The organism is Paraconexibacter algicola (genome assembly GCF_003044185.1).
Taxonomy (GTDB): Bacteria; Actinomycetota; Thermoleophilia; order Solirubrobacterales; family Solirubrobacteraceae; genus Paraconexibacter; species Paraconexibacter algicola.
Genome location: NZ_PYYB01000001.1, coordinates 2,325,681 through 2,351,500, shown reverse-complemented (window position 1 = coordinate 2,351,500; position 25,820 = coordinate 2,325,681). Strand labels below are relative to the sequence as shown.

Genomic DNA, 25,820 nt, shown 5'->3' with positions numbered 1-25,820 from the left:
GTGCCGTTCGATCCGACCTCGCTCAACCCCGCGCTGGACGACGTCCACCACTGTCCCCGGTGCGGCGCGCCGGATCCGCAGGTGGACCATCCCCGCTCGATCCGCTGCGGCGCCTGCGGCTACCTGGCGTACTACAACCCCAAACCGGTCGCGTCCGCGATCCCGCGGACCGCGGACGGGCGGATCTGGCTGCTGAAGCGGGGCTTCGACCCGGGCCGGGGGCGCTGGACGTTCCCCGGCGGGTTCGTCGACCTCGGCGAGTCCGTGGAGGACGCGGCGCACCGCGAGACGCGCGAGGAGCTCGACGTGGCGATCACGCTCGGCCCGCTCATCGGGATCTACTCGCAGCCGACCGACCGGGTGATCCTGATCGTCTACGCCGCGCGCACGGACGAGACGCCGCGCACCACGCCCGAGGCGACCGAGGTCCGCGCCTTCTCCCCCGACGAGGTCCCGTGGGAGGACCTCGCGTTCTGGTCGACCGAGCAGGCGCTGCGCGACCTCCTCGACGGCCCTCAGGGCTCGACGAGCCCGCGCCGGATCGCGTAGCGCGTCAGCTCGACCCGGTCGCGCATCCCGAGCTTCGCGAGCACGTTCTCGCGATGGCGCTCGACCGTCCGCACGCTGATCGTCAGGGCCGCCGCGATCTGCTCGTTCGTGTGCGCCTCCGCGACGAGCTTCACGACCTCCTGCTCGCGCGGCGTGAGGACCTCGGCGTCGTCGCGCTCGCCCGCCGCCACGGCGGCGAGGTGCTCGCGCAGCAGCGCCCGGACGGCGGGCGGGTAGAGGAACGGCTCCCCGCGCAGCGCACTGCGGCAGGCGTCGAGCAGGTCGCGGTCCGCGGCGGACTTCAGGACGTAGCCCGCGGCCCCGATTCGCAGCGCCTGGAAGAAGTACTGGTCGTCCTCGTGCATCGACAGCATGAGGATCGGCAGGCCCGGCCGGTGGGCCAGGATCTCGCGTGCGGCGTGCAGGCCGGTGCGGCGGGGCATCGAGACGTCGAGGATCGCGAGGTCGACGGTGGCCGCACGCGCGGCCGTCACCGCCTCGACGCCGTCGGCGGCTTCGGCGACCACGCGCAGGTCGGGCGCCGCGTCGAGCATCAGCCGCAGCCCGTCGCGCATGAGCCGGTGGTCGTCGGCGACGAGCACGCCCGCCACGAGCGGCACGGTCACCGCGGGACCTCCAGCCGGACGGTGGTGCCGACGCCCTGCGGGCCGGGTCCGACGGCGAGGCGGCCGCCGACGAGCAGCGCGCGCTCGCGCATCCCCTGGCGGCCGCTGCCCGCCGGCGCGTCGCCGACTCCGCGCCCGTCGTCGCGGACCTCGAGGACGAGGCGGTCCGGATCGACCGCGAGGACGAGGTCGACCGTGGCCGCGTCGGCGTGGCGCATCACGTTGGCGAGCGCCTCCTGCGCGACGCGGTAGACGACGAGCTCGACCTCGGGCGTGAGCGGGGGGAGCTGTGCGTCGAGCGCGCGCCGCACGGGGACACCGGTGCGCTCGGTGACCCCGGAGGCCAACGCGACGAGCGCGGCCCGCAGCCCGAAGTCCTCGAGCGCCTCGGGGCGCAGGCCGCGCATGATCTCCCGCACGGCGTCGGATCCGCCGTGGGCGGCCTCCCGCAGCGCCGTCACGCGGGCCGCGAGCGCGGGGCCGTCGAGCCGCTCGGCGCCCTGCAGCTGCAGGGTCATCGCGGTGAGGAGCTGCGCGACCTCGTCGTGCAGCTCGCGGGCGAGCCGCGCGCGCTCGGCCTCCTGCGCGTCGATCGCCAGGCGGGTCGCCCGTCGCCGTTCGTCCTCCAGGCGGGTGAGCATCGCGTCGAACGCGGCGGCGAGGTCCGCGACCTCCCGAGCGGTGCCGGGACCGGCACCGGGCACCGGGGCGTGGGTGCCGCTGGCGGGGTCGGCGCGCCCCATCAGCTCCGCGAGCAGCCGCAGCGGCGCGAGCGCCCGGCGCGTCATCACCGTGGTCAGCGTCAGCAGGGCGGTCGCGCCGAGCAGCAGGATCGCGACCTCGGCCGTGGTCGTGCTGCGGCTGACGGTCGCCGGGGACACGACCAGCAGCGCCACCGCGAGGAACACGAGGGCGGCGTCGACGAGCACGACGCGCTGCAGCAGCGACATGCGTGCATCATCGCGAGGCCAGCCCGCCGGCGGGATGGGAGCACGCCCCCATACCGGTGGCGCCCGCGTCCCGGGAGCCTCGACGGCATGAGCATCCTGGTCTGGACGATGATGGGCATCGGCTTCTGGCACTTCGCGGTCCTCGTGCCCGACCGCTTCCGGGGCGGCATCATCGGCGCGTTCTTCACCGCCGTCGCCGGCGCGATCGCCTCCGGCCTGCTGCTGCCGACGCCCGGACTGCCGGCCGACAACCCACCCGGGGTCGACGAGGCGCTGTACGCGATCCCCGGATCGCTGGTCGCGCTCGGCGCGTCGTGGTGGAGCGGTGCGCGACGCGAGCCCCAGCGTGCCGCGGACCTCGCGGCGGAGCTGGCCGCCGAGGAGCTGCACGAGCGCTCCAGGAGTGCGGCGTAGCGTGAGGGTCCCACCGGCCGGGTGCTTGCGCATCCGACCGGCGGGCCCTCACGATCCCGGACGGGGCGACCGAGGGGGTTTCAGTCGCCCGGGGGCAGGGTTCGTCCGGTCACGCACAGACCATCCTGCCCACTCTCCCCTACGTCAGACACCGGACGGGAGTGCGGTCCGCAGGATGAGCTGCGACTCCTCGATCGGAGGAGGTCCATCTCCCCCGACGGGAGGACCCTATCCGAGAATCCGGTGCATCGCCAGGGGCGCCGACGCGCCAGACGCGGAGCCGGGCCGGACGAGAACGGCGGGGCTACTCGAGGAGGCCGCGGCGCATCGCCTCGGCCACGGCGGCCGCCCGGTCGGAGACGCCGAGCTTCTCGTAGAGGCTCTTGAGGTGCGTCTTGACCGTGCTCTGGCTCAGGTGCAGCTGCTCGCCGATCGCGGGGGCGCTGTAGCCCCCGGCGGTGAGGACGAGGATCTCGTGCTCTCGCGGCGTCAGCGCGGGGCGCTCCTCGCGCTCGCGCATGACGATCTCGGTCGCCAGGCCGGCCTGCACCTCGGCGCTGAGGACGACCTCGCCGCGGGCGACGGCGGCGACCGCGTCGCAGATCCGCTCGCGCGAGGACTCCTTGGAGAGGTACGCGCCCGCACCCGCCGCGACCGCGCGGTACACGGTCTCGCTGTCGAGGTGCGCGCTGAGCAGCACCACGCGCGTCGGCAGCCCGTCGCGCTTGATCGCGTTGAGGATCTCCGGCCCCTGGAGGCCCGGCATGTGCACGTCGAGGACCGCGACGGTCGGGAGGATCTCCTGGATCGCGGCGAGCGCCTCGCGCCCGTCGGCCCCCTCGCCCACGAGCTCGAACTCCGGCCGCGCCTTCACCGCACGGGCCACCCCCTCCCGGTACACGGGATGGTCGTCGGCGACGTAGACGGTGGTCCGTTGACTCACTGCGCGTTCCCCTCAGCCCCGCAGCAGGCGGGGCATTTGTCGGATGCGCGCAGTCTATCCCGCGCGCGCCACGCGGACCGCGGCCGAGCAGATCTCCCGCCGGGTGGCGGTCTTGCTCAGCGTGGCGGCCGCGCCGGCGGCAAGCGCCAGCCCGCGGACGACGTCGTCCATCCCGGCGCTGATCACAACCGCGCGCGTCCGCGTCCCGGGCTCGTCACGCAGGCGCCGGCAGATCGTGAGGCCGTCGACGTCGGGCATCCGCACGTCCAGGACCACGACGTCCGGGCGCAGGGCCTCGATCGCCGCGAGGCCGGCCTCGCCGCCGTCGCACTCCCCCACGAGCACGAGCTCGTCGTGGGCGTCGATCGCGCGGGCGATGCCGCGGCGGTAGGGCGTCGAGTCGTCGACGAGCACGACGGTGTACGGGCGACCGGGGCGCATCCCTCCCGAGGATGCGCCCGGGCGGTTCCCGGCTCCATCACCGCGGCGGACGAGCGGCCCGCCGGACCTCCGTCACGATCGGAGGAGCGCCCCTGTCCGATCGGACGAGGGCGCGCCTACGTCGGAGCGCCGGGCGCTGCGTACGACGGTCAGCCGCCGAGCGCCCCGCTCCCCGGCTCGACCTTCTCGAGGTCGACGACGAACACGAGCGTCTCGTTCGGGAGGATGTCCGGCGGGGACCCCGCCTCGCCGTAGCCCTGCGCGGGCGGGATGACGAGCAGGCGGCGGCCGCCCGGCTTCATCCCGACGATCCCCTGGTCCCAGCCCTGGATGACCTGGCCCTGGCCGAGCGGGAACGTGAACGGCTCACCGCCGCGGTCCCAGCTCGCGTCGAACTGCTTGCCGGTGGAGAACGACACGCCGACGTACTGCATCGAGAGCGTGTCGCCCGCCTGGGCGGCCTCGCCCTTGCCGACGACGATGTCCTTCTGCACCAGGGCCGGCGGCGGGTCGCCCTTCGGCTTGGCGATCTCCGGCTTCTTCGAGGTGTCGGTCGAGATCTCCCCGACGTCGACGTCCGCGGCGGGCGCCGCGGCCTCGGTGGTCTCCCCCGCGACGGGCTCGTCGCTGATGTCCTCGTTCGTGCGCTCCTCCCCGCAGGCGGCCAGCGCGAACGTCATCAGCGCGGCGGCGAGCAGGGCGCTCAGCTTGGTCGGCGTCATAGAGGCGGCAATCTAGCGCGTGCGATGCTGCGCCGAGCCGTGTCCACGCCCGACGCCCACCCCACCGCCGCCGCGATCCGCGCCGCCGGGCTCTCGCGCGGGCGGCGCCTGCGCGCGACCGCGCCCGCCATCGCGCAGACCGCGATCGCGGCCGCGCTCGCCTGGTTCGCGGCCACCGAGCTGGTCGGGCACCCCGCGCCGTTCTTCGCGCCGGTCTCCGCGATCATCGCGCTCGGGATCGTCGTGGGGCAGCGCGCGCGGCGCGCGGCCGAGCTGACGCTCGGCGTCGCCGTCGGGGTCGCGGTGGCCGACGCCCTCGTGATCCTGCTCGGCTCCGGCACCCTGCAGATCGCGCTGGTCGTGGCGATCGCGATGCTCAGCGCGGTCGCGCTCGGCGGCACGCGCCTGGTCGTGGGCCAGGCCGCCTCGAGCGCCGTGCTCGTCGCCACGATCGACGTGCCGACCTCGTTCGACGTCGCGCGGCCGATCGACGCGCTGGTCGGGGGCGGCGTCGCGGTGCTCGTGCACTACCTGCTCCCGATCGACCCGGTGCGCCTGGCGCGGCGGCACGCCGGACCGCTGCTCGACCGCTTCGCGCTCGCGCTGGACGAGGTCGCCGCCGCGCTCGATCGCGCCGACCACGACGCCGCCGTCGAGGCGCTCGTCGCGATGCGGGACCTCGAGGGGGCCGTCACCGCGTTCGGCGAGGCGACGGTGAGCGGGGTCGAGACCGCGCGCTACTCGCCGCTGCGGCGACGCGAGCGGACCGTCGTGAAGCGCTACGCGATCGCCGCCCCGGAGATCGACCTGGCGGTGCGCAACGCGCGCGTGCTCGCCCGCGGCGTCGTGCGCGCAGCCGACCTCGAGGCGCACATCCCGCCGGAGGCGCCCGGCGGGGTGCGCGACCTCGCCGCCGCGGTCCGTGCGCTGCGCGCGGCGCTCGAGGACCCGGCGCTCGTCGTCGACGCGCGCGGCACCGCACTGCAGGCCGCCGCCGGGGCGACCCTGGCGCTCGAGCGGACCTCGAACCTCAGCGTGAGCGTCATCATCGGGCAGGTGCGATCGATCGCGACCGACCTCCTGCGCGCCCTGGGCACCACCCAGGACGCCGCCGCCGACGCCATCCGACAGGCCGCCGCCGGAGCGGCCGCCGCCGAGGCCCACCGATGACCCCGAGGACCTACGTGGCCTCGCCGCTGGGGTTCACCGAAGCCGGCCGCGCCTACTACGCACAGACCCTGCTGCCGACCCTCGCGACCGTCGTCGAGGTCGTCGACCCGTGGGCCCTCACCGCCGCGGAGGAGGTCGAGCGCCTGCAGGCCGCCGGCCGCCACGCCGAGCTCAACACGCTGATCGGGGCACGCAACGCCGAGGCGATCCGCTCGTGCACGCGCCTCGTCGCCGTCCTCGACGGGCAGGAGCCCGACGCGGGCACCTGCGCGGAGATCGGGTACGCCGCCGGCCTGGGCCTGCGGATCGACGGGCTGCGGACCGACTGGCGCGAGGCCGGCGAGGCCGGCGCGACCGTGAACCTCCAGGTCCAGTACTTCGTCGAGGCCTCCGGTGGCCGGATCGCCGACTCGCTCGACGCCCTCGTGGCGCTCCTGCGAGACGGGGTCTAGGACGACGACGGCCCGCGCTGTGCAGCGCGGGCCGTGTGCAGGTGGCGGGACCAGGATTCGAACCTGGGAACTCTGAGAGGCCGAATTTACAGTCCGGTGCGTTTGACCGCTTCGCTATCCCGCCAGGGGGCGAAATCATAGCGGCAGACGCGTGGCGAAGGCGGCTGGCGGGGGCGTGGACGGCGGGTTGCGGACGTCGAACGGCGTGCCGCGGCGGATCTCGAAACGCTCGTACTTCGGTCCGCCCAGCCGCACGGCGTGGCGGCCGTCGACCTCGCCCGCGGGGATGCACCATCTCCGGCCGTCCGCCACGAGCACGAACAGCAGGTCGCACCGCTCCGGCGAGAAGACGCTGGTCGTGCCGGACCGGCTCAGGTTCCCGCCCCGCGTGCAGATCGACACCTCCCATCGCTCGCGGTGGAAGAAGCTCGCGGTCTTGACCTGCACCCGCAGCAACCGATCGTCGACGTCCGCGATCAGGTCGTAGTGCGGGGAGTGGGTCACCGGCGCGAAGACGAGCGCCCCCTGCGTCCCCAGCCACTCCATCGCCGACAGCTCGCCGAGGTCTCCCTGCTGCCTGCGGTTGATGCGTCGGTCCTCGGCCACGGCCCCGACCATGGGCGCGGCGTCGGAACGTGTTGCGGAACCCTCACACGACCGTCAGGACTTCGTGTCGAGCAGCCGGTCGATGTCCTGCGTGGGGATGTCGCCCGAGTCGAACCTGCCGACCACGCGGCCTTCGCGGTCCAGCAGGTACTTGTTGAAGTTCCAGGACGGCTGCTCGCCGGTGGCGGCCGCCAGGCGCTTGAACAGCGGCGCCGCGTCGTCCCCGGTCACCGCGGTCTTCGCGAACATCGGGAACTCGACGCCGAAGTTCTTCTCGCAGACCTCCCTGATGGCCTGCGCGTCGTCGAGCTCCTGGTCGAACGAGTCCGACGGGAAGCCGAGGATCGTGAACCCCCGGTCCTTGCGCGCGGCGTAGAGCTCCTGCAGGTCCGCGAACTGCCCGGTGAAGCCGCACTGCGACGCGGTGTTCACCACGAGGACGACGTCGCCACGGTAGTCGGCGAGGTCGTCGCGGCCACCGGTCAGGCGCTCGGCCGTCCCGGTGAGGACCGACGACCCCTTCGCGGCGGGCGCGGACCGCTCCGGCGCGGTGCCGGCCGCCGGCGTCGCGACGACCGTCGGCGAGGACGACCGCTCGGTCGTCGTGTCCTCGGACGAGCCGCAGCCGGCGAGGCCGAGCAGCACGACGGCGCCTGCGCAGAGACGGGAACGCATGTCCCGTTCTACGCAGGCGCGTCAGGAATGGCTCAGGAGGCGTCGCGCAGCCGCTGCGCCTCGGGCAGCGACTCGAGCTTCTTCAGCGTGTGGTTCTCGATCTGGCGGATCCGCTCGCGCGTCACGTTGAACGCCCGGCCGACCTCCTCCAGCGTGCGCGGCCGGCCCCCGGTGAGGCCGAAGCGCATCTCGATGACCTCGCGCTCCCGCTGCGGCAGCGCCGCGAGCGCGCGGTGCACGTTCTCCTTGCGGAGGTTCTCCGACGCGAGCTCGAAGGGGGACTCCGCGTTCTGGTCCTCGACGAAGTCGCCGAGCTCGGACTCCTCCTCCTCGCCGATCGGCTTCTCCAGCGAGATCGGCTGCTGGCTCATCCGCAGGATGTCGCGGACCTCGCGCGCGGTGCACTCGAGCTCCTTGGCGATCTCCTCCGGCGAGGGCTCGCGGCCGAGCGACTGCACGAGCTGGCGCTCGACGTGCACGACCTTGTTGAGCTTCTCGACCATGTGGACGGGGATCCGGATCGTCCGGCCCTTGTCCGCGATCGCGCGGGTGACCGCCTGCCGGATCCACCACGTGGCGTAGGTGGAGAACTTGTAGCCCCGGCGGTAGTCGAACTTCTCGACCGCGCGGATGAGCCCGAGCGAGCCCTCCTGGATCAGGTCCAGGAACGTGAGGCCGCGGCCGAGGTAGCCCTTGGCGATCGACACGACGAGGCGCAGGTTCGCCTCGACCATCTGCTGCTTGGCGTCCATGTCGCCGCGCTCGATGCGCTTGGCGAGCGACACCTCCTGCTCGGCGGTCAGCAGCGACACGCGCCCGATCGAGCGCAGGTACAGCCGCAGCGAGTCGAGCGACGGCTCGACCGTCAGGTCGATCTGCGGCTTCTTCGCCGCGCCGCCGTCCCCGCCACCGGCCTTCTGCTCGCGGCGCGCCTCGGCGGCGGCCTCGAGCTTGCCGTTCTCGGAGGTCGCCAGCTTGCCGTCGTTCCCGACGACGGCGATGCCGTGCTCCTCCATCCAGTGGTGGAGCTCCACCACCTGCTCCTTCGTGACCTCGACCTCCTCGAGGCAGCTCGCGATCTGCGCGAAGGTCAGGAGTCCCTTCTCCTGGCCCTCCTTGATGAGCGGCTGCAGCTCGTCCAACTCGTGGATCGGAGCCTCGTCCGCCAGCAGTCCTTCAGTCTTGGTGCTCAACCCTCTTGCCCTCGCTGTCAGGCACTCCGGAGGACCTCCGTCGCCGGAGTCCCTCCCTCTCTCACCTCATGACCAGCAGTGCACCGTGGTGCGGGCCGCGACGTGTGCCGCGAGGGGCTGAGCCTTCTGGGTCCCGTCCTCGTAGAGGGGGTGGCTCGCCAGGCCCCGAGTGATAGCACAGGCTCGGGCCGGACACCCAGACCCTCTACCGTTCAAGGCACATCCCATGAACCACGCCAGCGCAACCAGCCCCGGACCCGACGTCCAGAACCGGGTGCCCACCCTTCACGTCAGCCTCTCGCGCGTCGGCGTGACCGGGGTCGAGAAGATCATCCGACTGGAGCGTGAGGGCGGGCAGCAGCTGTTCTCCGCGGAGCTCGAGTGCTTCGTCGACCTCGGCCCGCGCCAGAAGGGCGCGCACATGAGCCGGTTCGAGGAGGACGTCAACGGCGCGATCGGCGAGGTCGTCCTCGGCGACGCCGCCTTCCGGGCCGAGACCCTCGCCGAGCGGATCGCCGAGATCGTCCGCGAGCGCCAGCAGGCGCTGCGCGCGGAGGTCACGATCAAGGCGCGCTACCCGGAGGAGAAGCCGGCGCCCGTGTCCGGGATCCGCACGCAGGAGATCTACACGATGCTCGGCGCCGCGGTCGCCAGCGAGCACGGCACCCGCCGGATGATCGGCGTCACCGCCCAGGGCATGACCGCCTGCCCGTGCGCGCAGGAGCTCGTCGCCGCGAAGGCCCGCGAGCGGCTCGGCGCGGACTTCAACGAGGAGGAGATCGAGAAGATCTTCGCCGCGGTCCCCGTCGCCACGCACAACCAGCGCGGCCTCGGCACGCTGCACATCGGCCTGCCCGAGGGCTCGGACGTCGAGCTCGACGCGACCGACCTCGTCGCGATCGTCGAGGAGTCGATGAGCTCGGAGATCTACGAGCTGATGAAGCGCAGCGACGAGGGCACCGTCGTCGAGAAGGCGCACCGCCGGCCCCGCTTCGTCGAGGACTGCGTGCGCGAGGCGATCCGCGGCGTCATCGACCGCTACCCGGACCTGCCCGCCGACGTGTTCGTCTCCTCGCGCCAGGAGAACCTCGAGTCGATCCACCAGCACAACGTCGTCGCGGAGCGCTTCGGCCTTCTCGGCGAGCTGCGCCAGGAGATCGGGTCGGGCGACCACCTGCCGCACCACACGTCGATGCGCGAGTGGCTCGACGGCGCGGGGCGCCCGGCGGTCTGAGCGACCGCTACTCCTGCAGCGACGCGCAGCCGGCGAGGACGCCCTTCATCGGGTCGCGCTCGACCCCGACGACGGCGAACTCGCTGGGGTCGCGGAAGATCCGCAGCGCGACCTCGCCCTCCAGCGACGGGCCGTTGCGCCCGTCGAGGGCGAGGACGCGGTAGCCGGTGCCCTCGAGCAACACCGCCCCGTTCTCGCCCAGCCGGTAGCGCCGCAGGACCCGCGGCGCGAAGCCGTTGGCGAGGTCGGCGCGCAGCGGCCCCAGCAGGTCGGGGCCGCGGACGATGGCGGCGTCGCCCTGCTCGATGCAGCGGGCGAGGTCGTCGCTGACGTCGTCGTGCGTGCGGATGATCGCGAGGACGAGCACCGTGATCGTCACCGCGACGCCGATCGCGACCAGGGCGGCGATGCCCTTCACGCCGCCGCCCTCCCGGCGGGACCCGTGGCGCGCCGCTCGGCCTCGCCGAGGTGGCGGCGCAGCCCGAAGAAGTAGTCGATACCGCTGGCGACGGTGATCGCGACGGCCGCGTAGACCCAGATGTCCACCCACAGCGGCGTGGGCGTGCCCATGGCGATGAGGAAGAAGATCGCCTGCACCTGCACGATCGTCTTGGCCTTGCCCCACCAGTTGGCGGCGATGACGACGCCCTGCTGGGTCGCGGCCATGCGCGTGGCGGTGACCGCGAACTCGCGGGCGATGATGACCATCGCGACCCAGGCGGCGAGCCGGTCCAGCGACACGAGCGAGACGAGCGCCGCGACGACGAGCAGCTTGTCGGCGATCGGGTCCATGAGCTTGCCGAACGTCGTGATCTGGCCGCGCGAGCGCGCGAGGTAGCCGTCCATCATGTCGGTGAGCGAGGCGAGCGCGAACACGGCGGCCGCGATGTAGTCGCCCCCCTCGGCCTCGGCGAGCAGGGCGACGACGAGCACCGGGACCAGCAGGATCCGGACGACGGTCAGGACGTTGGGGAGGTTCACGGGGAACACGTCCCTGGAGTATCCCCTGCGCCGCATCCCGGTTACCCCTCGGCGGCCATCGGGACGGCGCGGGTCCGCGTCACGCCGATCGACGCGGCGACCACGAGCGCGATCGCGGACAGCTCGACCGCGTCGAGCGCCTGGTCCAGGACGAGGAAGCCCGCGAGGGCCGCGACGGCCGGCTCGAGCGACATGAGGACGCCGAAGACGTTCGTCGGGATGCGGCGCAGCGCCTCGGTCTCGAGCGTGTACGGGATGACGCTCGAGAGCACCGCGACGCCGAGCCCGATGAGCAGGAACCCCGGCTCGAGCAGCTGCGTGCCGCCCTGGTGCAGGCCGGGCACCAGCGGTACGAGGAAGGCGACCCCCATGGCCATCGCGAGGCCGCGCGCACCGCCGAAGAGCTCGCCCGCGCGGCGCGCGGCGAGGATGTAGGCGGCCCAGCACGCGGCCGCGATCAGCACGAGGACGAGACCGACGGGGTCGATCCCGTCACCGCCCGGCCGGGCGAGCAGGACGATCCCGGCGCCCGCCACCGCTGCCCACACGAGGTCCAGGCGCCGGCGCGACGTGCAGACCGCGACGCCGAGCGGGCCGAGGAACTCGATCGTGACCGCGATCCCGAGCGGGATCCGGTCGAGCGCCTCGTAGAAGCTGTAGTTCATGCCGCCGAGCATCAGGCCGAGCACGAGCACGAGGCGCAGCTCCTCGCGGCTGTGCCGGCGTGGATCGGGCCGCCAGATCACGGCCATGATGAGCGCGGCCAGGCCGAGCCGCAGGAACGACGTGCCGCCCGGGCCGATCTCGTCGAAGACGGTCGCGGCGAGCGCGGCCCCGAACTGGATCGACGAGACGGCGAAGAGGACGAGCGTGACCGGGGGAACCCGGTCGAACGGGCTGTCGTGCGGCGCGCTCACGGCGCACCGCACGATGCCACGTCAGGGTGGGCCGGCGCTCAGGCCGCGACGGTGGCGGTCTGCGCCGCCTCCACGAGCGCCGCGAGCTGGGCGACGAGCGCGTCGTGGAGCTCCTCGTCCTGGAGCGCGGGCGCACCGTCGGGCAGGACCGTGTCGATCTGCGCGACGCTGACGGCCTCCTCGAGCGGGCGGGCGCCGGTGATCTTGAGGATCCGCTTGAGGTCGTCGGCGGCCCAGAGCCCGCCGAACTGGCCGGGGCTCTGCGACACGACGGCCACGGGCTTGGACTGCAGCGCCGTGGTGGCGCGCGGCCGGGACGCCCAGTCGATCGCGTTCTTCAGGACGCCGGAGACCGACGCGTTGTACTCGGGGGTGACGATCACCAGCGCGTCCGCCTCGCGGATCGCGTCCCGGAGGGACTCGACGACGGGGTGGGTCTCGCGGGCGTCGACGTCGGGGTCGTAGAGCGGCAGCTCGCCGAGCCGCGACCAGGTGACGAGCTCGGCACCCGCCGGCAGGGCCGAGCCTGCGAGGGCGAGGAGCCGAGCGCTGTGGGAGCCGGCGCGGAGGCTGCCGGCGAGGCCGAGGACGCGCATGACTAGGCCTGCTGGAGCAGCTCGAGGGAGACCGTGATCGTGACCTCGTCGCCGACGACCTTGCGGCCGCCGGGCGCCTCCATGTTCCAGCTGAGGCCGAAGTCGTGGCGGTCGACCTTGGCCTCGAGCTCGAGGCCGAAGATCGTGCCGGCCGGGCCCTCGGTGGTCTCGGTGTACTCGCCGGTCGCGACGACGGGCTTCGTGACGCCCAGGAGCGTGAGCTCGCCGGTGGCGGTCGCGGTGCCGTCGGGCGAGAGGGTCAGCTCGCGGGAGACGAAGTCGATCGTCGGGTGGTTGGCGACGTCGAAGAAGTCGGGCGACAGCAGGTGGCCGCGGAAGTCCGGCTGGGTGACGTCGATGGACTCGACCGGCGCGCGGCCGACGAGGACGCCCGCGTCGGCGTCGAAGCTGCCCTCGACCTGCTCGAAGCCGGCCCGGAACCGGCTGACGATGTGCTTCACGGAGAAGCCGACGGACGAGTGGACGGCGTCGATCGTCCAGGTGCCGGTGATGGGGGTGGTGGCGGTGCTCATTGGGGGTTCCTCTCGGGGGCTCAGACGGGGTTTCAGGAAGTGGACCGTGGTCCGTTCTTGCGGTAGAGTAGGCGGACCGCAGTCCGTTTGTCAAGCTCCTGCGGTGAAGGAGCTGTGAAGCCCATGTCCGACCTCCCCGTCGTCACCCCGCTGCCCCTGCGCGACGAGCGCGACCTGCCCCTCGCCGGGGGCGAGGTCCGCGAGCGCTGCGACGCCGCCCGCAACCGGCGGCGGATCCTCGCCGCGGCCGAGCAGCTCGTCGCCCGCGAGGGCGCCGCGGCCGTCTCGATGGACCGCATCGCCGCCGCCGCCGGTGTCGGCAAGGGCACCCTGTTCCGCCGCTTCGGCGACCGCGCGGGGCTGCTGCGCGCCCTGCTCAGCGACCGCGAGGCCGCGTTCCAGGAGGAGCTCATCCGCGGCGAGCCACCGCTCGGGCCGGGCGCGCCGCCCGCCGAGCGCCTGCTCGCCTTCGGGCCCGCCTACCTGCGCGAGCTGCAGGGCTACGCCGAGCTGCTCGCCGCGGTCGAGGCCAGCCACGACCCCGCCATGCGGATGCGCAGCGCGCCCTACCAGGTCTACCGCACGCACCTCACGCTGTTGCTGCGCGCCGCCGCCCCCGCGCTCGACGCCGACTACCACGCCGACGTGCTGCTGGCCTCCGTCTCGGCCGGGTTCATGATGCACCAGCGCGACGACCGCGGCATGGAGCTCGAGCGGCTCTCGGCGGGCTGGACGCAGCACGCCGCCGCGCTGCTCGGCGCCTGAACCCGGGCCCGCCCGCGGACCGGCCGACCCGATGATCTAGGGTGCCGGTATGCCTCTGGTACCCACGGTGGTCGAGCGCTCCGCCCGAGGCGAGCGCGAGTACGACATCTTCTCCCGGCTGCTCAACGAGCGGATCATCTTCCTCGGACAGCAGGTCGACGACCAGATCGCGAACCTCATCGTCGCGCAGCTCCTGCACCTGGAGTCCTCGGACCCCGACAAGGACATCTCGCTGTACATCAACTCGCCCGGCGGGTCGGTGTCGGCGGGCCTCGCGATCTACGACACGATGCAGTTCATCAAGCCGCAGGTCGCCACGATCTGCTGCGGCATCGCGATGTCGATGGGCTCCCTGCTGCTGATGGGCGGCGCGGCCGGCAAGCGGATGTCGCTGCCCAACAGCCGCATCCTCATCCACCAGCCGTCCTCCCCGGGCTACGAGGGCCAGGCCTCCGACATCGAGATCCACGCCAAGGAGATCCTCAAGACGCGCGCGCGACTCGAGGAGATCTACGTCAAGCACACCGGCCAGAGCCTCGAGCGCATCCACGAGGACATGGAGCGCGACCGCTTCTTCAAGCCCGAGGAGGCCAAGGACTACGGCCTCATCGACCGGGTCATCTCCCAGCACTGACCCCGCCGGGCGCCCCGGGACGTCCGGGGCGCGCCCGTCCCGGTCAGCCCGGGACGGCGACGGGGTGCTCGATCGCGCCGAGCCCCTCGATCTCGATCCGCACGACGTCGCCGTCGGCGAGGAAGACGCGCGGGTCCATCGCCGAGCCCACGCCGCTCGGCGTGCCCGTGAGGATCAGGTCCCCCGGTTCGAGCGTGTTGGTCTCCTGCAGGAACGCCACGAGCGTCGGGACGTCGAAGACGAGGTCGTCGGTGCTCGTGTCCTGCCGCAGGTCGCCGTTGACCCAGGTCCGCAGCCGCAGCGCGCCCGGGTCCGGGATCTCGTCGGCCGTCGTCACCCACGGCCCGAACGGGCACGCGCCGTCGAACCCCTTGGCGCGCGTCCACTGCGGCTCACGGCGCTGCAGGTCGCGCGCGCTGACGTCGTCGGCGACCGCGTAGCCGGCCACGACGCCGTCGGCGCCCATGACGATCGCGAGCTCGCCCTCGTAGTCGAGCCGCCGCACGACCGACGGGCACACCACGGTGTCCGACGGGTTCGCGGCGCTCGACGGCGACATCGTGAAGACGATCGGGAACTCCGGGGTCTGCAGGCCCTGCTCCTCCGCGTGGGCGCGGTAGTTCAGCCCGATCCCGAACAGGATCCGCGGCCGGTGCGGGGCCAGCAGGGTCACCTGCGCGAGCGGGAACGCGGCACCGGCGGCGGGGGTGCGGTCCCCGCTGGCGAGCCGGTCCAGCACCGTGGTGCCGTCGTCGAAGGCGATGACCTCCTCGCCGCGGACCTCCCCGGCCAACGGGTCGCCGCCGGGCGGCACGAACGTCGCGAGCTTCATGCCCGCGAGGCTAGCGGCTACCCGTCCAGGCCGATGATCGCGAGGATCCCCTGGACGAGGTCGCTGACCGTCCCGACCGTGCCGACCGGCAGCGACGGGGCGCTGACGCCGCCGACGTCGAGGATCGCCTCGTCGAGCCGCGTGACGGCGTCCTCGAGCGCGGTGCGGGTCCGGTCGAGGTCGCCCTGCGAGCGGCGCAGGGCGTCCAGCAGCGGGCGCTGGCGGCGCTCGACGGCGGCACGCCGGCGCGCGTCGGCGGGCCGCTCGCGCTCGATCCGGGCGACGGCGTCGGCGGTCTGCTGCCCGCTGGCGCGCAGGTCGGCGACGAGGACGTTGAGGTCGTAGCGCAGGTCGAGCAGGAAGCGACGCAGCTGCGCCGGGGTCTCCGCGGGGGCGCCGACGACCCCGGAGGCCGTGGCGTCGAGCCGCGCGACCGCGTCGGCGGCGGCCTGCGCCTGGCTGCGCGCGCGGCTGCGGGACGCGTCGAGGCGGTCGAAGGACGCGGTGCCGCCGCGGGCGGTCACGCGCAGCACCGCGGTCGAGGCGCGCCCGTCGCGGACGCGGCCGAGCGCGGCGCGCACGCGGTCCCCGATCCGCAGTCCCCCGGGCTTCAGGACCCCGGTGCTCGCGCGGATGCCGCGCGCCTGCGGCACGCGCACGCGCACGAGCGGCGTGGCGACGCGCAGGGCGCGGCGGCCCGTCTCCCCGACCAGCACCGGCACCGTGGCCGTGGTGCCGCGGACCGTGGGCTCCCCCACGACGGTGCCACGGACGGTCGTGGCACCCGACGCGGCGGTGGGCAGGGCGAGCAGCGCGGCGCACGCGGTCGCGGCGCAGACCATCCGTGGACGGGGCATGACGGGCGCCTCCGGGGGCGGGATCGTGGGACGGGCGGCCGGGCGCGACGACGGGGTGGGACGCGTCGCGCTCGACGCAGGGCGAAGAGTACCCGGCAGCGGGCGGGACGACGCGCGGCTCAGGCCGCGCGCAGGTGCCGCGAGCGCGCGGCCTTGCGGCCCCGGGCGGCGTGCCGCTCGATGTAGCGCGCGAGGTCGGCGGGCCGCTCGCGCTGCGGGTGGTGGCCCATGCCCTTCCAGATCTCCACGTGCGCCTGCGGGAGCGCGCGCTGGAGCGCGTACGCGTGCGCGGGCGGCACGAGCGCGTCGTGCTGGCCCCACAGCGCCGCGACCGGTCCGGCGAACTTCACCGGGCGCTTCGGGAAGCCGTTCTCCGACCGGCCCGCGGCCGCGATCGCCTCGCACGCGGTGCTCACGCCCGGCCCCGACTTGAACGCGCGGCGACGCACGCGGTCCATCAGGTCCTTCGACGGCAGGCGGTGGTGGGCGACGAAGGTGGTGTACGCGGCGGTGACGGTCAGCGGGTTGACCAGCGCGAGCGGCAGCGCCGCCTCGGCGGCCTGACGGACGAAGGGGAGCGTCACGAGCTCGCTGAGGTAGATGCGGCCGTAGCCGGCCGGCGCCAGCAGCGCCAGTGCGTGGACGTCGTGGCTGCGCTCCGCCACCGCGGTGGCGACCGCGCCGCCGAGCGAGTGACCGACGAGCGTGCAGCCGCCCACGTCGAGCTGCTCCATCCCCTCGACGACCGCCTCCGCGTAGCCGCTGATCCGCGGGCGCGTCGGGAGGTCCGAGCCGCCGAAGCCCGGCAGGTCGATCGCCACGCAGGGCCGGTGCGTGTCCCGCGCGAGCTGATTCCAGCCCTCGCTGTCGTCCAGCAGGCCGTGCAGGAGGACGAGCGGGCGGCCCGTGCCGCCCCAGCGGCGGACCCGCAGGCGGCGCCCTCCGGAGAGGCGCACCTCCTCGATCGTCATCTGACGCTCCTGCTGCTGACCCGACATGACCCCCCTTTCGGCACCGTGGGTGCCGAAGCTTGAGTGCGACCGACCTGGATTCTGCCCGCCGGGCTACCCGGGGTGCGTCGTGGTCACACGACAGGGACTTGCGCAGCGGGTGTCCCGTGCCGATACAAGTACCCGGCGTCGATGGTCCGCTTCCCCGCACTGCTCCTGCTCCTCTGCCTGCTCGCGCTCGGCGCGGCGCCCGCCCGCGCCGCGCAGGCCCCCGTGCCGGGAGGGTGGCCGTACGCCACGTTGCAGCTCGGGATGCGCGACGCCGAAGGTGGCGCGGGCGCACTGCGCGACCTGGCGCCGCTGGGGCTGCGCTACCACTACCTCTCCGGCGGCGCGAACACCGGCAGCGGCTGGACGTCGTGGACGAAGGGGGACGGCTCGTTCGTCCCCGCGTTCATCGCCGACAGCGTCGACCACGGCATGACGCCCGTCTTCAGCCTCTACCAGCTGCGCGAGACGCGGCCCGGGCGCGACATGGAGGAGGTCGCGGGCTTCCGCGCCAACTGGGGCAGCACCACCACCATGCGCTCGTGGTTCACCGACCTGCGGCTCGCGCTGCAGCGGATGGGCTCGACCGGGGCCCGGACCGTCCTGCACGTCGAGCCCGACCTGTGGGGCTACCTGCAGCGCGACGCGCGCGACGACGACCCGACGACCGTCACCGTCGCCGTGGGCCGCACGGGCCTCGCGGAGCTGCGCGGCCTGCCCGACACCGCTGCGGGCCTCGCGCAGGCCGTCGTGCGGCTGCGCGACCGCTACGCCCGCAACGTGCTGCTCGGCTACCACCTGTCCGTGTGGGGCAGCGGCGACGACGTCACCGCCAGCGACTCCTCCGACCCGCGCGTCGACGAGCTCGCCGCGAAGTCCTCGACCTTCCTGCGCCGGCTCGGCGCCCGCTGGGACCTCCTGTTCGCCGAGTTCGCCGACCGCGACAACGGCTACCGCCGGGTCCGCGACGGCGACGGGGGCGCGAGCGTCTGGACCGACGCGGACTTCCGCCGCCACGCGCGCTTCATCGGGCACGTCGGCGCCGCCACCGGGCTGCGGACCGTGCTGTGGCAGACGCCCCTGGGCAACTCGACGCTGGACGACACGCCGGGCCGCTACCGGGACAACCGCGTCGAGTGGCTGCTCGGGCCCGGCGGCGGGGAGCGCCGCCGCCAGTATCTCGACGCCGGCGTCCTGGCGATCCTCTTCGGCAAGGCGTTCTCGGACGCCACGTGCGCCTGCGACGACGACGGCGACGGGCGACCGGACGACGGCGGCGTGTTCGCGCGGCTCGCGCGTGGCTACGTGCAGCGCGGCGCGACCCCGCTGCCCGGCGCCACCGGGCGGCCGTCGGCCGCCACGCCGGTCCGCACGAGCCGACCGCGGCTGCGGATCCGGTCCGCCCCGCGCGTGCGCACCGTCCGCCGCGGGCGCACCCTGAAGGTCGACGTCCGCGTGACCGCCTCCTCGACCGCGCTGACGACGGTCGTCGCGCAGCTCTACCAGCCGGGCGGCCGCACGCCGCTGCGCCAGCACGCCTTCCGCGCGCAGCGCCTGCGCGGGAGGATCGCGCGCCGCTACGTCGCGACGTTCCGCATCCCGCGCACCGCCCGGACCGGGACGTGGCGCGTCAAGGTCGGGGTCTTCGACCCGGACTGGCAGACGCTCTGGGGCTGGCAGCCCGAGGGCGGTCGCGTCACGGTGCGCTGAGCGCGGCCGCTCAGGCGTCGGTGCGCGGGCGCACGCGGATGACCGAGTCCGCGACGCAGGCGGGCCGGGTGCCACCCTCGACCTCGACCGTGAACCGCTGCACGACCTGCCACCAGCCGTCGCCGCGGTCGCTGACCGCCGCGAGCTCGAGCACCGCGCGGACCCGCGCCCCGACCGGGACCGGGGACGGGAACCGCACCCGGTCGTAGCCGAGGTTCACCCCCAGCTCGAAGCCGTCGAGGCCGACGAGCTCGTCGCGGAACCCGTCGATCATCGACAGCGTCAGGTTGCCGTGCGCGATCGTCGTCCCGAACGGGCTCTCGCGCGCCGCCCGCTCGACGTCGGTGTGGATCCACTGCCGGTCGCCGCTGAGCGTCGCGAACGTGTCGACCATGTCCTGGTCGACGGTCCGCCACGCGGTCGGGCCGAACGTCTCCCCGACGCGGGCCTGCAGCTCCTCGACGCTCATCACGGGGCGATCCTCGCACGGCTCAGGTCCCCGCGGGCGCGGCCGATGACCGGGGGGATGTGGGACGACGACACGCGGCTGCGCCCGGAGCAGACCGTCGAGCTGACGGTCGCGGGTCTCGGGCCCGTCGCCGCGCTCGTGCTGCGCACCGTGCCCGGCGCCGCCGAGCTCGCGCCCGCGGTCGTTCCCGGCGTGCCGCCCGGCCGCTACCTCGCCGGGCGCCGCTGCCGCACGCCCGCGGGGGCCGGCACGCTGCTCGCCGCCCCACGACCGGACGGCAGCGTCCGCGACGACGTCGTCCACCTCGTCCTCGACCCGGTCGCGGCCGCCGCGCCCCGCTACGCCGGGGGCGCCGCCGCGTACACCGCCGTGCGCCCCCACGCACCGGAGCGCCAGCGCCGCGCGTCCGAGCGGATCGTGCTCGAGCGGCCCGTGCTCGTCGTCCCGACCCGGACCGGGAACGGCTGGATCGACGCGCGGACCGCCGACCTCTCCGCCGGGGGCGCCGCGCTCGTCGACGTGCCGTCGCTGCGGGCCGGCGACCGGCTGCGCCTGCTGCTGGAGCTTGGCCCCGGGGCCCTGCTCGACGGCGGCGGCGAGGTCGTGCACCGCGACGCGGACGGCCGGGCCGGGGTCCGCCTGGACCGCCTCTCGACCCGCGACCGCGCCGTCCTGGACCGGTACCTGCGCGCCCGGCAGGCCGCGGCGCTCGCCGAGCTGCGCGCGCTCGCGTAGGAGCGGTGGCGTCGGTCGGGGCGCCCTGCGACCATCGGCGACGTGCAGCTGCTCCTCGACGCGTTCTCGATCATCGCCGCCGCCGGTGGCGGCACCTCCGGCTTCAGCGGCGGCGGGGGCGGCGGAGGCGGCAGCTCGTTCTCCGGCGGCGGCTCGAGCAGCGGCAGCGGCGGCGGCAGCCCCTGGATCATCGTCGTGATCGTCGTGCTGTTCCTGATCGTCACCGTCATCGGCTGGATTAGCGCCTACCGCCTGCGCCAGCGGCGCGCCGCCCGCGTGCAGCGGGTCACCACCGCCAGCGCCGAGGCCAGCCAGGACGACGCGTACTTCGCCGCCGACGTCGTCACCGCGCAGGCCGCCGAGCTCTTCACGACGATCCAGCACGCCTGGGGCCGCAACGACGTCACGACGCTCGCCGGGCTCGTCGGCCGCGACCTGATGGTCGAGTGGGAGCGGCGGCTGCGCGACTTCGAGCGCAAGGGCTGGCACAACGTCGTCGAGGTGCAGTCCGGCCCGCGGGTCGAGTACGTGGGCCTGGTCAACCGCGAGGACGACGCCGAGGACCGGGTCTGCGTGCGCGTCACCGCGACGCTGCTGGACTACGTCGAGACCGGCGGCGGCAGGCGCCTCACCCGCGACGGCAAGACCTCCACGACCGTGGAGCACGCCGAGTACTGGACGCTCGAGCACCGCGACGGCACCTGGAAGCTGCTCTCGATCGAGTCCGACACCGAGGGCGTGCACCAGCTCGACGCCGCGATCATCGCCAGCCCGTGGGCGGACACCGGACAGCTGCAGGGCGAGGCGCTCGTCGAGGCCGCCGTCGCCGAGCGGGCGCTCGCCGGCTTCACCACCCGGGACCTCGTCGACGTCGACCTCGCCGGCGGTGCGCGCGCGCAGGCGCTCGACCTGTCGCTCGCCGACGGCCGCTTCGCGCCCGACGTGCTCGAGGTCGTCGCGCGTCGCGCGGTCGCCGCGTGGATCGAGGCGGTCGACGGTGACGACGCCGCCCTCCTGGCCCTCGCCGACCCGCAGGCCGCCGCGGTGCTCCTCTACGGCGGTGACGGCAGCGGCAGCACGCGCGTGGTCGTCCGCGGCGCCACCGTGACGAGCATCGGCATCGACGGCCTCGACCCCGGCGACGACCACACGCCCGCCAGCATGACCGTCACCGTCCAGGTGACCGGCCGTCGCTACGTCGAGAACCGCGACACCGCCGCGGTCGTCGCCGGCAGCAAGGACCGCGCGACCTCGTTCACCGAGCGCTGGACGATGGCGGTCGTGGACGGCGACGACGAGACGCCGTGGCGGCTGATCGGCGTCGACGGCTCGCCCGCCGGATAGCCTGGGCGACCCATGTCCCCGCGCACGCGCTCGATCGTCCTGGCGATCGCCGCCGGACTCGCCCTGGCCGACGCGTCGATCGTGACGCTCGCCCTGCCCGAGGTCCTCGTCCAGCTCGACACCTCCGTCGAGGGGGTCGCCGCCGTCATCGGCGTGTACGCCCTCGTGCTCGCGGTCGCGCTCGTGCCCGTCGAGCGCCTGCAGCGCACGCACGGCGCACCGCTCGTCGGGGCGGCCGGCATGGCGCTGTTCGGCCTCGCGTCGCTGCTCTGCGGCGTCGCGGGCTCCGTCGTGCTGCTGCTCGTCGGCCGGGCGCTGCAGGCGGTCGGCGGCGCCGCCACCCTGATCGCGGTGTTCGCGCTGCTGGAGGACGGGCACGGCGCCGACCGCGCCCACGCCAAGCGGCTGTGGCTCGGCGCCGCCGTGCTGTCCGCCGCGGTCGGCCCCGCGCTCGGCGGTGCGCTCACGCAGGCGTTCGACTGGCGCGCGATCTTCCTCTTCCAGACCCCGGTGGCGCTCGCCGCCGCGTGGGTCTGCCGCACCACCCCGACGCGTGACCCGGCGGTGCTCGCCGCCGACGACGACGCGCCCGGCCCGCGCTGGGCCGCCCAGCCGACCGTCGCGCTCGCGCTCGTGTCCGCGGCGCTCACCGCGGTGCTGTTCCTGCTCGTGCTGCTGCTCGTCGCGGGCTGGAGCGTCGACCCGCTCCGGGCCGCGCTGACCGTGTCGGTGCTGCCCGCGGCCGCGCTCGTCGGGTCGCGGATCGGCGGCGACGCGACCCACCGGGCGGCGGCCGGATCGCTGCTGATCGGCGCCGGCACGCTCGCGCTCGCCTTCCTCCCCGACGACCGGCTGCTGTGGACCGTCGCGCCGCAGGTGCTCGCCGGGCTCGGCATGGGCCTCGCGCTCCCGGCGCTCGGGGGCGAGCTGCTGCCCGAGCGCACCGGCCGCGACGCCGCGTGGCTGCTGACCACCCGGCACGTCGGCATCTTCGCGATCATCGCCGTGCTCGGGTCGATCACCGCCACGCGGCTCGAGGACGCCACCCAGCGCGCCCGGGAGCGCGGCGTCGCGGTCGCGCTCGACGCGCGCCTGCCGCCGCAGCAGAAGGTGTCGCTGGCGCCCGCGCTGCTGGGCAGCGTCGACGCGGCCGACCCGCGCGGCGCGCTGCTCGAGGCGCTCGATCGCGAGCGGGCGAGCCTCGACCCCGAGGACCTGCCCGAGTACGACCGCATGGCCAGCCGGGTCGACGAGACGCTGATCGCCGCGGTCGGCGAGTCGTTCGACGTCGCGTTCCTCGTCACCGGCGGCCTCGCGGTGCTGGCCGCGCTCGTGCTCGCGCCGAAGGCCCCGCCCCCGTCCGTGCGGACCGGCGCGCTGCTCGGCGTCACGCTCGTGGTGACCGCTGCCGCGCCCGCGCTCTACGCGCGCGAGCAGGACGACCGCCGCCCGACTCCGATCGCGCTACTGGACCCGTGCACCGCCGAGCGCCAGCTGCCCGGCAGCGGCGGCCTCTCGGGCTTCGTGCAGGACCGGGCGCTCGAGGCGCTCGACACCAGCGCCTGCGAGCTCGGGTCCTCCCGCGAGGAGCTGGTCCTCGCCCTCGCCGACCCGCAGGACGCGGACCGCTTCGAGGAGCGCTACGGGCGCCGGCCCAGCGCCGGGAACATCATCACCTCGCTCCTGTTCGGCGGTTGACGCGCAGCCGGGAGGCGTAGAATCCGTTCTCCGATGGCCCCCGTCTCGCTCAAGGGCAAGCTCCTCCTCGCGTCCCCGGCACTGGTGGACCCGAACTTCGTGCGGACCGTCGTGCTCGTCGCCGAGCACGGCGACGAGGGTGCGCTGGGCCTCGTGCTGAACCGGCCGACCGATACGCTCGTCGGCGAGGCGGTCGACGAGCTCGCGCCGATCGTCGACGAGGACGACGCGGTCTTCGGCGGCGGACCGGTCGGCGAGGAGGCCGTCATGGTCGTCGCCGAGTTCGACGAGCCCGAGCTCGCCGCCGACCTCATCCTCGGCGACCTCGGCTTCCTGCCCGCCGACAGCGACCTCGAGCGGATCGCGACCGCGACGCGGCGCGCCCGCGTGTTCGCCGGTCACGCCGGCTGGGGTCCCGGGCAGCTCGACGGGGAGCTCGAGGAGGGATCGTGGATCGTCGTCGACGCCGACCGCGACGACGTCTTCAGCGACGACCCGGAGAGCCTGTGGTCGCTGGTGCTCGAGCGCAAGGGCGGGCCGTACGCGGTCCTCGCCCGGATGCCCGAGGACCCGAGCGTCAACTGACCGGCTCGCGGCCCGCGGTCAGGGCAGCAGGGCCGCCGCCAGCGCGGCGCCGGCCGCCTGCGCGGCTGCGACCGTCCCGGGCGTGATCCCGGCGTCGTGCGGGGTGCACCAGTCGCCCGCGGCCAGCACGCCGGCGGGGGCGTCGTGCAGCAGCGGCTCCGGCAGCGCCCGGGCGACGCGCGCGTAGCGCCAGCGGTGCGCCTGCAGCAGCGCGGGCTGGCGCAGCGCCAGGGCGTTGGCGGGCACGTCCTCCTCCAGCGCGATCTGGCCGAGCGCGGCCAGCAGGGCGGCGCCGACGGTCTCCGGCGGGTCCTCGAGGTGCTCGGCCGAGAACGCGGCGGTCGCCTGGACTGTCCAGCGCTCCCCGCCGTCACGGCCGGGCTTCGCGCTCTCGGCGACCGCCCAGTGGACCGGGCCGCGCTCGCGGATCGCGTCGAACGGCAGGCCGGCGGGCTCGTGCAGCGCGATCATCGCCGTCCAGCACGGCGTCATCTCCGCGGCGGCCGCGCGCTCCGCCAGGCCGGGGGCGCGGTGCGCCAGCAGCTCGGCCACCTGGGGTGCGGGGGCGGTGACCACGACGTGGTCGACCGTGTCGATCGTGCTCCCGTCGAGACCGCGCAACGTCAGCGGCCCGTCGGCGGGCAGCGGCGCGACGTGCGTGGCCGCCCGCAGCGTCAGCCCGGCCGCGAGCGCCTTGGGCAGCGCGCTGGCCGTGGGGACGGGCACGACCCCGACGGGCTGCCACCCGAGCGCGGCCTCCACGCCGGCCAGCCGCGGCGCGAACGAGGCGAGCTCGACCCCCGCCACGTCGCGGACCTCGTCGCGGCGCAGGACCGCGCCGCCGTGGTCGAAGCCCCCGTGGTCGGTCCGGCGGCTCGACAGCCGTCCCCCCGCGCCCCGCGCCTTCTCCAGCACGACGACCTCGACGCCCGCCGCGTCCAGCGCGCGGGCGCACGTGAGGCCGGTGACACCGGCCCCGATGACCGCGACGCGCACGGCGTGCGGCCTACAGACCCTCGTCGGCGGCGGTCGGCGCGCCCGGGGCGGGCGTGGCGCCCGTGCGGGCCTCGCCGGTCACGGCGCGGTCGACCGCGCGGACGACCGACTGCGGGTCCTCGACGCCCTCGAACTTGAACAGGCCGGCGCGCTCGTCGCTGGCGACGTCGAAGTCGACGGTCCCGACCTTCAGCAGGCGCTGCAGCAGCGACTGCGTCGTGTTGGCGTTCTGGATCCGCTCGACCCGGGTCTCCTCGGTCTGGCGGTTGAGGATCCCGCGGCGGATGTGCAGGCGGCGCGTGGTGATCGTGTACTCGGTGCCCATCCGCTTGAGGTAGCCGACGGCGAGCACCACGAGGAAGGCGACGAGGAACACGACGACGGTGACCGCCACGTCGACCTCGTCCCCGGTGACGCGCGTGACGCCGGCGGCGATCGCCGCGAGCACCGCGCAGAGCAGCACGCCCTTGATGTAGAGGCCGATCGTGGCCCGCCAGGACGGGTGGCCCTGGTAGATGATCGACTCGCCCGCGCTGAGGTCCATGGGCGGGAAATCTACCCGGCCCGGCGCTCAGTCGGCCAGGGCCTCCTGGAGCCGCGCGAGGTACTGCCAGCGGGAGATGTCGCGCGCCCCCAGCCGCTCGGTGTGCGGCGTCGTCATCTGGATGTCGCACAGCAGCGCCCCGCGGTCGTGCAGCAGCTCCAGCGTGCGGTAGAGCATGACGTTGCCCGCGTGCGGGACGCGGTGGAACATCGACTCCAGGAACGCCGCCCGGCGGATCGTCACCGCCACGCAGCCCGCGATCAGCTCGCCGTCGCGGTCGTGCAGCTCGATCGTGTGGCAGAGGCCCACCGCGTTCAGGCGCGCGTACAGCCGCACCATCCGCGGCGTCAGCCAGACGCCGTCGCCGTCGGCGCGCGGGCGCGCGCACCACGCGAGCGTCTGCGCGAACGCGACGTCGAAGACCAGCCGCCACTCCTGCGCCTCCGGGCGCGCCAGGCTGCGGCGCACGACGCGGCGCGTGTGCGCCAGCGCCTCCGGATCGAGGTCGAACACGCCGCGCTCCTCCGGCGAGTACCAGGGCAGCGGCTCGTCCGGGGACTCGTCGTCGTCCATCGGGAACCAGCCGGCGGCGTACATGCCCAGCACGTCCTCGAGCGGGAGGTCGTCGTCGGGCCGGCCGGACACGTCCCG

The 25,820-nt window shown here is 74.5% G+C and carries 32 protein-coding genes and 1 tRNA gene; 12 read left to right on the top strand and 21 right to left on the bottom strand.

What is annotated here, in order from left to right:
• Positions 1 to 549, top strand: a complete 549-nt coding sequence (locus C7Y72_RS11090) for an NUDIX hydrolase (protein ID WP_107568791.1) — start codon at positions 1 to 3, stop codon at positions 547 to 549.
• Here C7Y72_RS11090 and C7Y72_RS11085 read toward each other — a convergent pair.
• Positions 516 to 1,124: a response regulator gene (locus C7Y72_RS11085; RefSeq protein WP_431844375.1), complete on the bottom strand. Its 609-nt coding sequence runs from the start codon at positions 1,122 to 1,124 to the stop codon at positions 516 to 518. The two genes, C7Y72_RS11090 and C7Y72_RS11085, sit on opposite strands and share 34 nt — an antisense overlap.
• Positions 1,125 to 1,171: 47 nt before the next feature.
• Positions 1,172 to 2,125: a sensor histidine kinase gene (locus C7Y72_RS11080; RefSeq protein ID WP_199223920.1), complete on the bottom strand. Its 954-nt coding sequence runs from the start codon at positions 2,123 to 2,125 to the stop codon at positions 1,172 to 1,174.
• Positions 2,126 to 2,212: 87 nt separating this feature from the next.
• Here C7Y72_RS11080 and C7Y72_RS11075 point away from each other — a divergent pair, with 87 nt between their 5' ends.
• Positions 2,213 to 2,539, top strand: a complete 327-nt coding sequence (locus C7Y72_RS11075; RefSeq protein ID WP_107568789.1) for a hypothetical protein — start codon at positions 2,213 to 2,215, stop codon at positions 2,537 to 2,539.
• A 304-nt stretch (positions 2,540 to 2,843) separates the two neighbouring features.
• On the opposite strand, the gene C7Y72_RS11070 is transcribed toward C7Y72_RS11075, so the two are convergent.
• The 3 genes from C7Y72_RS11070 to C7Y72_RS11060 form a co-directional block, all read right to left on the bottom strand.
• Complete coding sequence (locus tag C7Y72_RS11070) at positions 2,844 to 3,482, bottom strand: response regulator (protein ID WP_107568788.1); 639 nt, start codon at positions 3,480 to 3,482, stop codon at positions 2,844 to 2,846.
• Positions 3,483 to 3,536: 54 nt separating this feature from the next.
• On the bottom strand, positions 3,537 to 3,923 hold the full coding sequence (locus C7Y72_RS11065) for a response regulator transcription factor (protein ID WP_107568787.1): 387 nt from the start codon (positions 3,921 to 3,923) through the stop codon (positions 3,537 to 3,539).
• 149 nt (positions 3,924 to 4,072) lie between these two features.
• Entirely contained in the window at positions 4,073 to 4,483 is a 411-nt protein-coding gene (locus C7Y72_RS11060; RefSeq protein ID WP_349016819.1) for an FKBP-type peptidyl-prolyl cis-trans isomerase, read from the bottom strand.
• Positions 4,484 to 4,684: 201 nt separating this feature from the next.
• On the opposite strand from C7Y72_RS11060, the gene C7Y72_RS11055 reads away from it, so the two are divergent.
• Together C7Y72_RS11055 and C7Y72_RS11050 are read left to right on the top strand one after the other, a co-directional pair.
• On the top strand, positions 4,685 to 5,815 hold the full coding sequence (locus tag C7Y72_RS11055) for an FUSC family protein (protein WP_146175336.1): 1,131 nt from the start codon (positions 4,685 to 4,687) through the stop codon (positions 5,813 to 5,815).
• On the top strand, positions 5,812 to 6,267 hold the full coding sequence (locus C7Y72_RS11050) for a nucleoside 2-deoxyribosyltransferase (protein WP_107568785.1): 456 nt from the start codon (positions 5,812 to 5,814) through the stop codon (positions 6,265 to 6,267). The genes C7Y72_RS11055 and C7Y72_RS11050 overlap by 4 nt, the downstream gene beginning before the upstream one ends.
• A gap of 42 nt (positions 6,268 to 6,309) precedes the next feature.
• Here C7Y72_RS11050 and C7Y72_RS11045 read toward each other — a convergent pair.
• The 4 genes from C7Y72_RS11045 to rpoD form a co-directional block, all read right to left on the bottom strand.
• A tRNA-Tyr gene (locus C7Y72_RS11045) sits at positions 6,310 to 6,391 on the bottom strand.
• A gap of 11 nt (positions 6,392 to 6,402) precedes the next feature.
• Positions 6,403 to 6,873 carry a group I intron-associated PD-(D/E)XK endonuclease gene (locus C7Y72_RS11040; protein WP_146175335.1) on the bottom strand — a complete coding sequence of 157 codons (471 nt, stop codon included), beginning with the start codon at positions 6,871 to 6,873 and terminating at the stop codon, positions 6,403 to 6,405.
• Positions 6,874 to 6,927: 54 nt separating this feature from the next.
• Positions 6,928 to 7,548, bottom strand: coding sequence for a glutathione peroxidase (locus C7Y72_RS11035; protein WP_107568783.1), 621 nt, complete (start codon positions 7,546 to 7,548; stop codon positions 6,928 to 6,930).
• A 32-nt stretch (positions 7,549 to 7,580) separates the two neighbouring features.
• Positions 7,581 to 8,741 carry an RNA polymerase sigma factor RpoD gene (rpoD, locus tag C7Y72_RS11030; RefSeq protein ID WP_196189352.1) on the bottom strand — a complete coding sequence of 387 codons (1,161 nt, stop codon included), beginning with the start codon at positions 8,739 to 8,741 and terminating at the stop codon, positions 7,581 to 7,583.
• A gap of 226 nt (positions 8,742 to 8,967) precedes the next feature.
• Between rpoD and mptA the strand changes: the two genes are divergently transcribed.
• Positions 8,968 to 9,975 carry a GTP cyclohydrolase MptA gene (gene mptA / locus C7Y72_RS11025; protein WP_107568782.1) on the top strand — a complete coding sequence of 336 codons (1,008 nt, stop codon included), beginning with the start codon at positions 8,968 to 8,970 and terminating at the stop codon, positions 9,973 to 9,975.
• A 7-nt stretch (positions 9,976 to 9,982) separates the two neighbouring features.
• Here the strand turns inward: mptA and C7Y72_RS11020 are convergent, their stop codons facing one another.
• Genes C7Y72_RS11020 through C7Y72_RS11000 form a run of 5 tightly spaced genes read right to left on the bottom strand, consistent with a single transcriptional unit; the run spans position 9,983 to position 13,002 of the window.
• Positions 9,983 to 10,393 (bottom strand): hypothetical protein, encoded by a 411-nt coding sequence (locus C7Y72_RS11020; protein ID WP_107568781.1) that lies wholly within the window; start codon positions 10,391 to 10,393, stop codon positions 9,983 to 9,985.
• The gene (gene pgsA, locus C7Y72_RS11015; protein ID WP_107569759.1) at positions 10,390 to 10,956 is read right to left on the bottom strand and encodes a CDP-diacylglycerol--glycerol-3-phosphate 3-phosphatidyltransferase; all 567 of its coding nucleotides are present in this window, start codon (positions 10,954 to 10,956) and stop codon (positions 10,390 to 10,392) included. Before pgsA ends, C7Y72_RS11020 begins: the two co-directional genes overlap by 4 nt.
• Before the next feature lie 41 nt (positions 10,957 to 10,997).
• Positions 10,998 to 11,873, bottom strand: a complete 876-nt coding sequence (locus C7Y72_RS11010; RefSeq protein ID WP_107569758.1) for an EamA family transporter — start codon at positions 11,871 to 11,873, stop codon at positions 10,998 to 11,000.
• A 38-nt stretch (positions 11,874 to 11,911) separates the two neighbouring features.
• Positions 11,912 to 12,469, bottom strand: a complete 558-nt coding sequence (locus tag C7Y72_RS11005) for an NADPH-dependent FMN reductase (RefSeq protein WP_107568780.1) — start codon at positions 12,467 to 12,469, stop codon at positions 11,912 to 11,914.
• Between the two features lie 2 nt (positions 12,470 to 12,471).
• Positions 12,472 to 13,002, bottom strand: coding sequence for a YceI family protein (locus tag C7Y72_RS11000; RefSeq protein WP_107568779.1), 531 nt, complete (start codon positions 13,000 to 13,002; stop codon positions 12,472 to 12,474).
• A gap of 123 nt (positions 13,003 to 13,125) precedes the next feature.
• On the opposite strand from C7Y72_RS11000, the gene C7Y72_RS10995 reads away from it, so the two are divergent.
• Together C7Y72_RS10995 and C7Y72_RS10990 are read left to right on the top strand one after the other, a co-directional pair.
• Positions 13,126 to 13,767 (top strand): TetR/AcrR family transcriptional regulator, encoded by a 642-nt coding sequence (locus tag C7Y72_RS10995; protein ID WP_107568778.1) that lies wholly within the window; start codon positions 13,126 to 13,128, stop codon positions 13,765 to 13,767.
• A gap of 49 nt (positions 13,768 to 13,816) precedes the next feature.
• Entirely contained in the window at positions 13,817 to 14,401 is a 585-nt protein-coding gene (locus C7Y72_RS10990) for an ATP-dependent Clp protease proteolytic subunit (protein ID WP_107568777.1), read from the top strand.
• 43 nt (positions 14,402 to 14,444) lie between these two features.
• On the opposite strand, the gene C7Y72_RS10985 is transcribed toward C7Y72_RS10990, so the two are convergent.
• From C7Y72_RS10985 to C7Y72_RS10970, 3 genes are all read right to left on the bottom strand, one after another.
• Positions 14,445 to 15,233 carry a fumarylacetoacetate hydrolase family protein gene (locus tag C7Y72_RS10985; protein ID WP_107568776.1) on the bottom strand — a complete coding sequence of 263 codons (789 nt, stop codon included), beginning with the start codon at positions 15,231 to 15,233 and terminating at the stop codon, positions 14,445 to 14,447.
• A gap of 17 nt (positions 15,234 to 15,250) precedes the next feature.
• Complete coding sequence (locus tag C7Y72_RS23270; RefSeq protein ID WP_158276800.1) at positions 15,251 to 16,090, bottom strand: hypothetical protein; 840 nt, start codon at positions 16,088 to 16,090, stop codon at positions 15,251 to 15,253.
• Positions 16,091 to 16,209: 119 nt separating this feature from the next.
• Positions 16,210 to 17,061, bottom strand: coding sequence for an alpha/beta fold hydrolase (locus C7Y72_RS10970; RefSeq protein WP_158276799.1), 852 nt, complete (start codon positions 17,059 to 17,061; stop codon positions 16,210 to 16,212).
• 171 nt (positions 17,062 to 17,232) lie between these two features.
• Between C7Y72_RS10970 and C7Y72_RS23265 the strand changes: the two genes are divergently transcribed.
• Complete coding sequence (locus C7Y72_RS23265) at positions 17,233 to 18,798, top strand: hypothetical protein (protein WP_107568773.1); 1,566 nt, start codon at positions 17,233 to 17,235, stop codon at positions 18,796 to 18,798.
• 10 nt (positions 18,799 to 18,808) lie between these two features.
• Here C7Y72_RS23265 and C7Y72_RS10960 read toward each other — a convergent pair whose 3' ends face one another.
• On the bottom strand, positions 18,809 to 19,267 hold the full coding sequence (locus C7Y72_RS10960; RefSeq protein ID WP_107568772.1) for a MaoC family dehydratase: 459 nt from the start codon (positions 19,265 to 19,267) through the stop codon (positions 18,809 to 18,811).
• A gap of 57 nt (positions 19,268 to 19,324) precedes the next feature.
• Between C7Y72_RS10960 and C7Y72_RS10955 the strand changes: the two genes are divergently transcribed.
• From C7Y72_RS10955 to C7Y72_RS10940, 4 genes are read left to right on the top strand one after another with little or no spacing between them, the layout of a single operon-like run.
• Positions 19,325 to 20,002: a PilZ domain-containing protein gene (locus tag C7Y72_RS10955; RefSeq protein ID WP_146175334.1), complete on the top strand. Its 678-nt coding sequence runs from the start codon at positions 19,325 to 19,327 to the stop codon at positions 20,000 to 20,002.
• Positions 20,003 to 20,044: 42 nt separating this feature from the next.
• Positions 20,045 to 21,346: a TIM44-like domain-containing protein gene (locus tag C7Y72_RS10950; protein ID WP_107568770.1), complete on the top strand. Its 1,302-nt coding sequence runs from the start codon at positions 20,045 to 20,047 to the stop codon at positions 21,344 to 21,346.
• A gap of 12 nt (positions 21,347 to 21,358) precedes the next feature.
• Positions 21,359 to 23,044 (top strand): MFS transporter, encoded by a 1,686-nt coding sequence (locus tag C7Y72_RS10945; RefSeq protein WP_107568769.1) that lies wholly within the window; start codon positions 21,359 to 21,361, stop codon positions 23,042 to 23,044.
• 33 nt (positions 23,045 to 23,077) lie between these two features.
• Complete coding sequence (locus C7Y72_RS10940; RefSeq protein WP_107568768.1) at positions 23,078 to 23,629, top strand: YqgE/AlgH family protein; 552 nt, start codon at positions 23,078 to 23,080, stop codon at positions 23,627 to 23,629.
• Between the two features lie 18 nt (positions 23,630 to 23,647).
• On the opposite strand, the gene C7Y72_RS10935 is transcribed toward C7Y72_RS10940, so the two are convergent.
• Genes C7Y72_RS10935 through C7Y72_RS10925 form a run of 3 tightly spaced genes read right to left on the bottom strand, consistent with a single transcriptional unit; the run spans position 23,648 to position 25,814 of the window.
• A complete protein-coding gene (locus C7Y72_RS10935) occupies positions 23,648 to 24,625 on the bottom strand; it encodes an NAD(P)/FAD-dependent oxidoreductase (protein WP_107568767.1) in 978 nt (325 codons plus the stop codon).
• A gap of 10 nt (positions 24,626 to 24,635) precedes the next feature.
• Positions 24,636 to 25,169, bottom strand: coding sequence for a PH domain-containing protein (locus C7Y72_RS10930; RefSeq protein WP_107568766.1), 534 nt, complete (start codon positions 25,167 to 25,169; stop codon positions 24,636 to 24,638).
• A 27-nt stretch (positions 25,170 to 25,196) separates the two neighbouring features.
• Entirely contained in the window at positions 25,197 to 25,814 is a 618-nt protein-coding gene (locus C7Y72_RS10925) for a leucyl/phenylalanyl-tRNA--protein transferase (RefSeq protein WP_158276798.1), read from the bottom strand.
• Positions 25,815 to 25,820 lie beyond the last annotated feature (6 nt).